8 protein-coding genes, 1 tRNA gene and 3 pseudogenes are annotated in these 11,003 nt (G+C 66.1%); 8 read left to right on the top strand and 4 right to left on the bottom strand.

The features are described from left to right. From NI18_RS19610 to NI18_RS19590, 4 genes are all read left to right on the top strand, one after another. The coding region (locus NI18_RS19610) for an ATP-binding protein (protein WP_306286545.1) at positions 1–979 on the top strand (979 nt) is incomplete at its 5' end. Between the two features lie 55 nt (positions 980–1,034). Next, positions 1,035–1,856, top strand: a complete 822-nt coding sequence (locus NI18_RS22650; protein ID WP_128082343.1) for a hypothetical protein — start codon at positions 1,035–1,037, stop codon at positions 1,854–1,856. After that, entirely contained in the window at positions 1,742–2,881 is a 1,140-nt protein-coding gene (locus NI18_RS19595) for a hypothetical protein (protein WP_198527076.1), read from the top strand. The genes NI18_RS22650 and NI18_RS19595 overlap by 115 nt, the downstream gene beginning before the upstream one ends. 166 nt (positions 2,882–3,047) lie before the next feature. Beyond that, entirely contained in the window at positions 3,048–3,479 is a 432-nt protein-coding gene (locus NI18_RS19590) for a hypothetical protein (protein WP_037532595.1), read from the top strand. A gap of 42 nt (positions 3,480–3,521) precedes the next feature. Here NI18_RS19590 and NI18_RS24725 read toward each other — a convergent pair whose 3' ends face one another. Beyond that, complete coding sequence (locus NI18_RS24725) at positions 3,522–3,821, bottom strand: reverse transcriptase-like protein (RefSeq protein ID WP_128082342.1); 300 nt, start codon at positions 3,819–3,821, stop codon at positions 3,522–3,524. 477 nt (positions 3,822–4,298) lie between these two features. Further along, positions 4,299–4,373: transfer RNA gene (locus NI18_RS19585), tRNA-Thr, on the bottom strand. A gap of 90 nt (positions 4,374–4,463) precedes the next feature. Between NI18_RS19585 and NI18_RS25955 the strand changes: the two genes are divergently transcribed. Further along, complete coding sequence (locus NI18_RS25955; protein WP_168427513.1) at positions 4,464–4,613, top strand: hypothetical protein; 150 nt, start codon at positions 4,464–4,466, stop codon at positions 4,611–4,613. Positions 4,614–4,618: 5 nt separating this feature from the next. Here NI18_RS25955 and NI18_RS19580 read toward each other — a convergent pair. After that, positions 4,619–6,428: pseudogene (locus NI18_RS19580) on the bottom strand (aminopeptidase P family protein). A gap of 391 nt (positions 6,429–6,819) precedes the next feature. On the opposite strand from NI18_RS19580, the pseudogene NI18_RS19575 reads away from it, so the two are divergent. The 3 genes and pseudogenes from NI18_RS19575 (at position 6,820) to NI18_RS19565 (ending at position 10,034) form a co-directional block, all read left to right on the top strand. Further along, positions 6,820–8,906, top strand: a pseudogene (locus NI18_RS19575) (S9 family peptidase). Positions 8,907–9,075: 169 nt separating this feature from the next. Further along, the gene (locus NI18_RS19570) at positions 9,076–9,639 is read left to right on the top strand and encodes a DedA family protein (protein WP_037532592.1); all 564 of its coding nucleotides are present in this window, start codon (positions 9,076–9,078) and stop codon (positions 9,637–9,639) included. After that, on the top strand, positions 9,636–10,034 hold the full coding sequence (locus NI18_RS19565) for an acyl-CoA thioesterase (RefSeq protein WP_192007757.1): 399 nt from the start codon (positions 9,636–9,638) through the stop codon (positions 10,032–10,034). The genes NI18_RS19570 and NI18_RS19565 overlap by 4 nt, the downstream gene beginning before the upstream one ends. A 93-nt stretch (positions 10,035–10,127) precedes the next feature. Here the strand turns inward: NI18_RS19565 and NI18_RS19560 are convergent. After that, a pseudogene (locus tag NI18_RS19560) lies at positions 10,128–11,003 on the bottom strand (phosphoenolpyruvate carboxylase); the annotation flags it as partial.

Genomic DNA, 11,003 nt, shown 5'->3' with positions numbered 1-11,003 from the left:
AGCGGACGGCAGCGACCCGGGCGGCCCCCGCGCCGCTCCCGTCGGCCATCGGGGCACCGTTCCCGAAGCCGTCCGACCTGGCCGATCGGGTCGGCACCGGCATGGCGGCCTCGAGAACATCATTGTACCCACCGCTGCGCAGAGGACCGCCATGCGGCAGATGGACTCCCTGCGGATCATGGGGCTGCACCAGCCCGAGGGCCAGCAGCGCCGCGCCTACCGCTATCTCCACCAGTCGGGAACGGGCAAGAGCACATGCGCCAAGATCCTCCGGAACCACGTCGAGGCCCAGGACGGTCGTGACCCGACCAAGAAGCCGGTCCTCCATGTGACCCTCTCTACCACTGGCACGCCCAAGAGCCTGGCCAGCTCGATCCTCGATGCACTCGGGGACAACTATTCGACCCGCGGCGAGGCCGAGCTGCTCCTCAGGCGGGTACGCATGGCGCTGAAGGAGCTGAGCGTGGAGATCCTGATCATCGACGAGCTGAACCACTTCCGGCTCAAGAGCCTGCAGAAAGACGCCGCAAACACCATCAAGAACATCCTCTCCATGGGGTGGGTGCCCGTCGTCCTGATGGGGACGACGGACGCCCAGTCGCTGTTCGTCGACAATCGCGAACTGAAGAACCGCTGCGCCCCGCAGATGGTGCTGGCTCCGTACGACTATCGGGATGTCGAGGGGGACCTCGCCGCGTGGACCGAGCTTCTCGGCGATCTGGACACGCAGATGGCCGATCGCGACATCCTGCGGTGCCGCTCCGGCCTGGACGACGAGGAGCTGGCCATCGCCCTCTGCCGCGCCAGCAACGGCGTCATCGGCGAGCTGCACAATATCCTGCTTGCCGCGCTCGAGCAGGTCCTGCTCGCCGACGAGCCCAGCATCAGCCACCGGCGACTGGCCGAGGCGGTCGACGCATGGTGCATGCAGGACGGAACGATCGATAGGAACTACGTCAAGCTCATCCCGAGGAAGTGAGCCCGTGACTGGCCCCGTCCTCTTCAGCGTCCCGGCCATTCGCACGGAGGGCTTCATGAGCCTCGTCACCAGAACGGTGACGAGGAACCTGCTGCCGTCTTCGCACATACTTCTGCGCCAGGTGGGATCGCCGCACGCTCAGAACCCGACCGCTGCGATACTGCCTGATCTCGACGAGGTCGCACTCGCGGCGATCCTGAAGCAGCCGGTGGAGGAGGTCACGGCCCGCCGCTTCCGACCGGCTTCCGAACCTGGCTTCGTGGAGACGGCCGGCGTGCTAGTCCGTGCGGACGAGATCGTCTTCCGCCGGCGCCGCTTCGGGCCGGCGGCGGTCCAAGCGTCGCCTCACGGGCGCATGCTGTGGTCGCTGAAGGCCGTACCGTGCTGCACCGAGCACTGGCAGTATCTGGTCGATACATGTCCGTGCGGTGTCGTGCAGCGCTGGCAGGCCGCCGATCGCCTGGACCGGTGCGATGCATGCAACGGCCGGCTCGCAGCTACGCCCGCAGACAGCGTCGCTCCGGAACTGCGCGATGGCCTGGGCTTCATCCTCGGCCTTCTCAACCCCGATGCCGCCGCGAGGGAACGTGCGCGCCAGCAGCTGCCGGCAGCCCTGTCGAACTGGAACGGCGGCATGGTGTTCGAGATGGCTCTCGCTCTCATGCCAGTGACGCATGAGGCGTGCCGCCCCGACGCGGCCACCAGCCTTCCGCTCAGGAACTGCCCCGATACGCGGCATCCCTGGCGCAGGCAGGCGAGATCGTGCGACGTTGGCCTGAAGCACTCCTCCATGCGCTCGCCGACCGTGTTGGCGAGCATGCGCTGTCCCGGCCGAACGCGCGGTATGGAGGCACGGGACACTATCTGGCCGGACTGACCAGCACCCTCCTTCCTGTCCAGGTCCGAGACGCCATCGCATCCACGCTCGAACCGATCAGCTGCGCGGCAGGCACGAACCCGCTCGGCCAGATCGGCATGCGGGAGGCGACGTTCCTGACGGGGCAGGAGGAGCGCAAGCTCGCCGCGGCGCGGCGGGCAGGCCATCTCAGGACCCGCATCTGCCTGCGGTGGAACAGGCTCCTACCTACCCTTGACCGTCAGGAGGTGGAGTGGCTCGCCGACTTCCTGGAACATCGCCTGAGCGCCGCCAAGCTGTCCGACAAGCTGCACCTGCCGCAGTATGCCGTGGAGCAGCTCGTCCACGCGGAGCTGCTGAGCGTCGTCGACCACCCGTACGTGAGCGCCCACTACGACACCCCGCAGTTCCACGCGTCAGAGTTCGCCCGCTTCGCTAAACGGATTCTCGACACGGGTGCGCCGCTGGCGTCGCTGATCGATCCGGTGCCGCTGCATCGCGTCGCCCGCAGCATCGGGGGAGGTCTCAAGCCTTGGGGACGGATCTTTTCGGAACTGCTCGAAGGTCGCGTCTTATACTCGAGTGCGGGCGCGTCGATCGACCGCATCATGATCTCCCGAGCCGACGCGGCCGCTATGCGTCGACTAGAGGCCGATCGCCAGCATCGTCTGTGCCGGGGGGCAACCCTCTCGCAGCGAGACGCTGCCGAAGTGCTGAACCTGCCGCTCAGGCACGTGAAGCATCTTCCCGGCGGCCCTACTTCAGGCGGCGCCCACGCCATCCCATGGCGGAGGGTGCGTCATCTCGCCCGCTCCCGCGTCACGCTCGCCGAACTGAGTGCACTGACTGGGCTTCATAGCACTCCGCTCGAGGCCAGACTCGAACGTGAAGGACATTTTAGACGAGATGTCTTCGGCTGGCCGCGCCGGAGTGTCCTTCAGACAGTCGCGACGTGGGGAACGTCGACCCGCGATGAGATCAGGCGCCGAAAGATTGGCGAAGATCATGCTGAAGGCCACCACCCCCGGACACGTCGCACCCCATGAGGCGGGGCAGCTTACCGCGCGCGTACCCGTGACATCGCCGACGTACCGCCGCGCTGCTCGTGGTCAGCAGGGAGCGGAGCTGGTGAAGGTACCAAGCTGACGAAGGCGATCGCCTCATGGACTTCACGGTGTCGAGAACGAGTAGAATCAAGCAAGGAGGAAAAGAATGTTCGTCACTTCGACCCAAATGAACTGCGATCTCATGCCTCTATTTACTCTTGCATCGCGCATCACGGATGCGCCTGATTACGGTGCGGTGCGCAACCTTTGTGACCGACTTACCGGAATGACGTCTCACAAGACGCTGGAGGTGGCGGCGCGTGTCGCCGATCTCGAAGGCCCGCGCGGCTACATCCATGTGCGGGTGTTCGATCGCGCGGACATGCGGGAGATCGTCTCCTGCTTCTCGGAGCGGAATGAGCCGATCGAACCTCTGATGCTGGCGACTCTCGTCGCGATGTGCGCACGCTCTCTTACTGGGCAATGGGTAAGGACCGAGCCGCTCTACGATCATCCGTACGTCGCTCATGGTGTTCTCGACCTTCTGGCGACCTTCGAGCCGAGATCCAGCAAGCTACGCTACCTCGATTTCGCTTGAGGCTGGGGGGCGGATTTCGCGATCCGCCCCGCCGACATGCCGTCAGTAAGTATGTTCGATCCTCATGTCGGCGAAGGTCGCCAGGAACGCATCGCGATAGCGACGCATCATTGGGCTGCGTGCCTTCCATCTGCCGGTCAGCTGATTGACCACGTGTCGATTGTTCGTCTTCAACGTCACAGCCTTAAGGCCCATCGAGCGGGCGAGAAAAGCCAGGTAGAAGTACGCAAGCCAGGCGGCCTCAGACGAATTTCCGGTATCTGAGACGATTCTAGCCCTTCTGTCCGCGAACTGTAGCCCAAGAACTTTTTTGACCGCCCTCGATCTGATGGCATGTGCCACGGCTTTTCATCTCACTCACAGCAGTTCTCCTTACTAGTTCCCGCCACCATGGAGATACGATTATCAACTTTAAGAGACCGTTGACGTGCACGGCTAATGGCCCGCTAACCGTAATCCGGTTCGGGCAGCCTGCTTCGTAATGCGACCACGCATACAGAACCCCGTCTTACCAAGACGTTAGACGCGGGGCAGATTGTCGGCGCCCGTCGTAATCAAACCTTCTGATAGGTCATCGAACTGTTTTTGGTAGGATGGCGAAGAGCGACGCCGAAAGCGCTAGACCGATTTGATAAGCAGATGGTCAATGCTGGCCAAGGCCCCAGCAAGCAGGTGCACGGACGTACGCTGCGAGGGATGATAGTCACCCATGTCAGCACATAGGGTATGCAGGTCATCCACCGCGGCGGAATGCCGTGACCCTTAGGACGTTCGCTTATGTAGCATAAGCGAAGTCCTAAGGGTCAACGTCAAAAAAGCTGGTGCTGCCGGTGAGGATTGAACTCACGACCTCAGCCTTACCAAGGATGCGCTCTACCACTGAGCTACGGCAGCACTCGTCGACATCGCTGTCGGCGGAGTGGGGCTAAGAGACGAGGGCGGGACGATTGTCAAGAGCGTCGCGCGACGATGTAGAGCGTTATTATGCAATCGAACGATGAAAAGGCGGCGGAAAAAGCGGCCCGCATGGCCGCCGCGCTGCGCGAGAATCTGCGCCGTCGCAAGGCGCAGGCGCGTGCCGCGGCGGCCGAGCCCGCCGCGGCTCCCCCTACGGATGAGCCGCCTGTGGACTGAGGCGGTCAGCCGATCGGCGCGCATTTTGCCTGAAGCCAGGCGAGGTCGTCGCCGGTCATTTCGGGCGAGAGCGTGTCCAGCACCTGCGCGTGATAGGCGTTCAGCCACGCGAGTTCGGGGTGGGTGAGCAGCGACGGCTCGATCAGCGTGCGCTCGATCGGGCAGAAGGTCAGCGTCTCGAAACCGAGCATCGCGCGGTCCGCGCCGGGAATCGTGCGCGGTTCGATCAGCAGCAGATTCTCGATCCGGATGCCGTACTCGCCCGCCTTGTAATAGCCGGGCTCGTTCGAGAGCATCATGCCGGCACGCAGCGGCTCCATCGCCGCGCCGCCGGGGTAGTTGGGCGAGGCGATCCGCTGTGGCCCCTCGTGCACCGCCAGATAGGCGCCGATACCGTGACCGGTGCCGTGCGCGAAATCGAGCCCCGCCTCCCAGAGCGGACGGCGGGCGAACGCGTCGATCTGGCCGCCGAGCGTGCCGTCGGGGAAGACCGCGGTCGCGATCGCGATATGGCCCTTGAGCACGCGGGTGAAGCGGTCGCGGAGCTCCTTGCCCTGTTCGGGTGCCAGCGCGCCGATCGGCATGACGCGCGTCACGTCGGTGGTGCCGTCGGCATATTGCCCGCCCGAATCGACCAGATAGAGCTGGCCGGGCTCGAGGGGGACGTTCGACTCTTCGGTGCAGTGGTAGTGCGGGCTGGCGCCGTGCGCGCCGGTCGCGGAGATCGTGTCGAAGACGTGTCCTTCAGCAGCCCGGTCGCCTCGCGGAAGGCGAGCAGCTTCGCGGTGGCGGACAATTCGGTCTCGCTGCCGTCGGCGCAGTCGGTCTCGACCCAGCGCAGGAAGCGCGCGAGCGCGGCGCCGTCGCGGACCGAGGCGGCGCGGTGGCCGGCGATCTCGACCGGGTTCTTGAGCGCCTTGGCGAGCACGACGGGATCGCGCAGCGCGAGCACCTTGGCCCCGCCCGCGATCAGTGCGTCGGAAATCGCGGCGACGGCGCGTTCGGGGTCGGCGGCGACGCGCTTGCCCGCATAGTTGCGCAGCGCGGGCTGGAACGCGGTGCGGTCATGGACGCGGACCGCGTTGCCGAGATGCTGGCGGACGGTGTCGTCGAGCTTTTCGGGTGCGACGAACAGGTCGGTGGTGCCGTCGGCGCCGACGATCGCATAGCTGAGCGCGACGGGGGTGTGGCTGACGTCGTCGCCGCGGATGTTGAGCGTCCAGGCGATCGAATCGAGCGCGGAGAGCACGACCGCGTCGGCGCGCTGTTCGGCGAGCCAGTCGGCGATCCGCGCGCGCTTTTCGGCGGACGAGGCGCCGGCGAACGCGTCTGGCTGGATGGTGATCTTCGCAGGCGAGGGCGCGGGGCGGTCGGTCCAGATCGCGTCGATCGGGTTGGCGTCGACCGCGACGAGCTCAGCCCCGCGATCGGCGAGCACTGCGCTGGCTTCGGCGACCCAGGCGCTGGTGTGCAGCCACGCGTCATAGCCGATCCGCGCGCCCTCGGCGACGTGGGTGCCGAGCCAGGCGGCGACACTGGTCTGCGGCACGGGGGCGTATTCCCAGTGATCGCCATCGACCTGTTCGCGGACCTGGAGCGTGTAGCGGCCATCGGTGAAGATCGCGGCGCGGTCGGCAAGGACCGCGGCGCTGCCCGCCGAGCCTGGAACCCGGTCAGCCAGCCGAGCCGCTGCGCATAGCCGCCGACATATTCGCTCATATGCTCGTCGGTCAGCGGCACGACGAAGCCGTCGAGGCCGGCGGCGGCGAGATGGGCGCGCAGGGCGGTGAGTCGGGTCGGGCTGGATCGGGTCATCGGGGCTTTCGTCGATCTGAATGTTGTGAATGTTGAGACGCTGGCAGCAAAAAATGCGGCGTTGTCAGGTCCAGCGTGCCGGTCGGGTGCCGCGCGGGCGGGGCGTGTGCGGGCAATTGGGGCCGGGACAGGGCATGGCGCGTGTTGTGACAGAAACGCGGCGTGTAGGACAGCGGGGTTTGCTTGCGGGGGTGTCGGGCCGTCACCCCGCCACCCCCCCCGTTCTCATCCTGACGAAAGTCAGGACCCAAGGTTATTGGCCTCGGCGCTTGTGGCTCTGGGTCCTGACTTTCGTCAGGATGACGGGGAGGATGACGGGGGGAAGGATAACCGGGGCGCGGGCGTGGTGCGTTGGCTTCCGGTCGTGGGGGCGGTAACAGGGGGGATGACCATGAATTCCCCTGCCATCTCTTCGCCCGAGACCCCATCCGTGCCGCCGCGTGCCGAGCAGCGGCCGCACAGCTTCACCGCGCATGGCGTGACGATCGAGGATCCCTATGCGTGGCTGAAGGATCCCAACTATCCCGAGGTCGATGACGCGGACGTGCTGGCGTATCTCGCCGCCGAGAACGCCTATTTCGAGGCGCAGATGGCGCCGCACAAGGCGCTGACCGACACGTTGTACGAAGAGATGAAGGCACGCATCAAGGAGGACGAATCCTCGGTCCCGCAAAAGGACGGCGACTGGCTTTACTGGACCGCCTACGAGACCGGCGGCCAGTACAAGAAATGGTGGCGCAAGCCCGTTGCGGGCGGTCCGGACGAGCTGCTGCTCGACGAGCCCGCGCTCGCCGAGGGGCATGAATATTTCCGGCTCGGCGCGTTCTCGGTCAGCAATGACGGGCGCTATCTCGCCTATGCGATCGACGACAATGGCAGCGAGCGGTTCGAGGTCCGGGTCAAGGACCTGAACACCGGCGAGCATCTGCCCGACGTCATCCCCGGGATGCTCAGCGAGATCGTCTGGACCGCGGACGATGCGGGCTTCCTCTACGGTCTGGCGAACGAGCAGTGGCGGACCGACAATGCGCGGTTCCACCGGCTGGGCACGCCGATCACGGACGACGTCGTGCTGTTCCACGAGGAGGACGAGGGCTTCCGCGTCGCGTCGGCGAGACGAGTTCGCGCAAGTGGATCGTGATCGCGACGAGCGACCATGTGACGAGCGAGATCTACCTGCTGCCCGCGCACGAGCCGCTGGCGGTACCGATCCTGGTGTCCGCGCGGAAGGTTGGCCGCGAATATGACGTCGACGAGCATGACGGGACGCTGTTCATCCACACCAACGACGTCGATCCGAACTTCCGCCTGTGCACCGCGCTGGTCGAGGAGCCGGGCGCGTGGACCGAGCTGATCCCGGCCAGCCCGACCTTCTACATGACCGGGGTGGAGTGCTATCAGGACTTCTTCGTGGTCGACGGGCGAGAGGACGGGCTCGATCAGATCGCGATTCACCGGTACGAGACGCCGACCGAGGGCAAGCGGATCGAGTTTCCCGAGGCGAGCTATGTCGCCGGGCTTGGCGATAATCCCGAATATGACATGACCGTGCTGCGGCTCGGCTATGAGTCGATGGTCACGCCGGGGACGGTGTACGATTATGACGTCGATACCGGCGAGCGGACGATGCTCAAGGTGCAGGAGATTCCGAGCGGTTACGACGCGGCGAAATACGCGACCGAGCGGCTGAAGATCACCGCGCGGGACGGCACCGAGATTCCGGTGTCGATCGTCTATCCGGCCGGGTTCGTGCGCGACGGGTCGGCGCCTGTGTTCCTCTATGCCTATGGCGCTTACGGCTATGCGATCCCGCCGGGCTTCTCGACCGGGCGGATGAGCCTGCTCGACCGCGGCTTTGCCTATGCGATCGCGCATATCCGCGGCGGCGATGACCTTGGCCAGCAATGGTATCTCGACGGCAAGCTGGAGAAGCGCGAGAACACGTTCAACGATTTCGTCGACGTGGCCAAGGCGCTGGTCGACGCGAAGTGGACGTCGGCGGGGCGGATCGCGATCGCGGGGCGGTCTGCGGGCGGCGAGCTGATGGGGGCGGTGGTCAATTCCGACCCCGCGCTCTGGGGCCCGGTAATCGCCGACGTGCCGTTCGTCGACGTGCTCAACACGATGCTCGACGCCGAGCTGCCGCTGACGCCGGGGGAATGGCCCGAATGGGGCAATCCGATCGAGGATCCGGCGGCGTTCGCGCTGATCCGCTCCTATTCGCCGTACGACAACGTCAAGGCGCAGGCCTATCCGCCGATGTTCATCAGCGGCGGGCTCAACGATCCGCGCGTGACCTATTGGGAGCCCGCGAAATGGGCGGCCAAGCTGCGCCTGATGAAGACCGACGACAATGTGCTGTTGCTCAAGACGAACATGGGCGCGGGGCATGGCGGCAAGTCGGGCCGGTTCGAGTCGCTGCGCGAGGCGGCGGAGGAGCATGCGTTCGTGCTGTGGCAGTTGGGCGTCGCGGGATGATTCTTGGTTCGCGCGAAGGCGCGAAGGCGCGAAGATTTAGAGTTTTCGCGCGGAGACGCGGAGGACGCAGAGAGAAGATGCACACCATTCTCAGCGTCCTCTGCGCCTCTGCGCGAACCACCCTTCTTCGCGCCTTCGCGCCTTCGCGTGAACAAAGGTCGGTCGCCGCGTGACGATCGAGGCGTTGGTGGCGCGGTACGGCGTCGTGGCGATTTTTCTCGGGGCAGGGGTCGAGGGGGAGGCGGCGGTCGTGACGGGCGGGGTGCTGGCGCATCAGGGGCTGGTGTCGCTGGCGGGCGCGATGGCGGCGGCGGTGATCGGGTCGTTCGTTGCGGACCAGCTGTTCTTTGCGGGCGGGCGGTATTTCCGCGAGTCGCGCCCCGTTGCGGCGATCCGGCGGCGGTCGGCCTATGCGCGCGCGATCGACCTGCTCGAACGCTATCCGCGGCGGTTCATCTTCGCCTATCGCTTCGTCTACGGAATCCGCACGGTCAGCCCAATTGCGATCGGGACGAGCCGGATTTCGCAGCGCGTGTTCCTGGCGGTGAACCTCGCCGCGGCGATCGTGTGGGGCTGTGTGTTCAGCGCGATCGGCTATGCGTTCGGCAATGTCATCGAGGAGATGCTGGGGCGGATCGACACCGGGCGGCTGATCCTGCTCGGCGCGGCGGCGCTGCTGCTGGTCGGCGGCGGCTGGTTCGCGTGGCGGAAATGGCGGGAGCGCAGCGCATGACCTTCACGATGACGATCACCGCGGCCGAGGCGGATATCGACGAGCTGGGGCACGTCAACAATGCGGTCTGGGTCCAGTGGATCCAGCGGATCGCGACCGCGCATTGGGAGGCGGTCGCGCCCGCCGAGCACAAGGCCGCCTATGTCTGGGTCGTGACGCGGCACGAGATCGACTATCGCGGCAGCGTGGTCGCGGGCGAGACCGTGACCGGCGAGACCTGGGTCGAGGGCGGGCCGAAGGGCGCTCGGTTCGACCGGCATGTGCGGTTCGTCGGCGATGACGGGCGCGTGAAGCTGGACGCGGTGACGACCTGGGCGCTGCTCGACCGGGCGAGCGGGCGGTTGCTGCGCGTGCGGCCGGAGATTGCGGCGCCGTTTTTTGAAGGGGCGGGCTGAAGGTTTGGGGTGAGGGTTTTGGCCTCACTGGCCCTCACCCTTCCCGCGGCAAGGGCCGCGGGCCCCTTCCCTCTCCCCCAAGGGGAGAGGGAGTTAGCCTGAGTTTCTCAGGCCCGTCGCGATCGCGTTGATCGACAGGAGGATGCCTTCGCCGATGCGTGCATCCTCTTCACGGCGCGGCGGCGCTTGATCAGTTCGATCTGAAGCAGGTTGAGCGGTTCGATATAGGGCAGGCGGAGGCGGATCGAAGCTTCGAGCGCGGGGTGTTTTTCGAGCAGGCGCGACTGGCCGGTCGCATCGAGCAGCCCGTCATGCGTCTGCTGCCAGCGTCGCGGATCCGGCCGAAGACGGTGTCGCGCAGCGCCGGATCCTCGACCAGCCCGGCATAGCGTGCGGCGATCGCCATGTCGGACTTGGCCAGCACCATCTCGAGATTGGCGAGCGCGGAGGCGAAGAGCGGCCAGCCCTGCGCCATGTCGCGCAGCAGCGCCTTGTCCTCGAACCCGGCGAGCGCCTGGCCGACGCCGTACCAGCCGGGAAGCATGACGCGCGCCTGCGCCCAGCTGAACACCCAGGGGATCGCGCGCAGATCCTCGATCCGGTCGGACTTGGTGCGGCTGGCGGGACGGCTGCCGATCTTGAGCCCGGCGATCTCGGCGATCGGCGTCATCTGGCGGAAGAAGGTGCGAAAGCCGCGCTCGTCGCCGCCGACAGTGCCGTAGACGAGGTCGCGATAGCTGTGGAACGCGGTGTCGCTGAGCCAGTCCATCGCGGCGCAGAAGCGCGTGGTGTCGGCGTTCGACAGGCGTTCGGGTTCGAGGCTGGCGAGCAACGTGGCCGACGCGATCGCCTCCAGATTGGTCATCGCGGCGTCGCGCGTGCCGTATTTGGCGGCGATCACCTCGCCCTGTTCGGTGATGCGGATGCGGCCCTGCACGGTGCCGCCGGGTTGCGCGCGGATCGCCGCGA

The organism is Sphingomonas sp. Ant20, assembly GCF_000783375.1.
In the GTDB taxonomy this organism is placed as follows: Bacteria; Pseudomonadota; Alphaproteobacteria; order Sphingomonadales; family Sphingomonadaceae; genus Sphingomonas; species Sphingomonas aerolata.
Note: the sequence above shows the minus strand (reverse complement) of the source record. Positions and strands in the feature narration are given on the sequence as shown.

Excerpts from the sequence above, each read along its gene's own strand:
- NI18_RS22650 (WP_128082343.1), top strand. The coding sequence starts at position 1,035 with ATGAGCCTCGTCACCAGAACGGTGACGAGGAACCTGCTGCCGTCTTCG.
- NI18_RS19590 (WP_037532595.1), top strand. The coding sequence starts at position 3,048 with ATGTTCGTCACTTCGACCCAAATGAACTGCGATCTCATGCCTCTATTT.
- NI18_RS25955 (WP_168427513.1), top strand. The coding sequence starts at position 4,464 with ATGCAATCGAACGATGAAAAGGCGGCGGAAAAAGCGGCCCGCATGGCC.
- NI18_RS19565 (WP_192007757.1), top strand. The coding sequence starts at position 9,636 with ATGACCTTCACGATGACGATCACCGCGGCCGAGGCGGATATCGACGAG.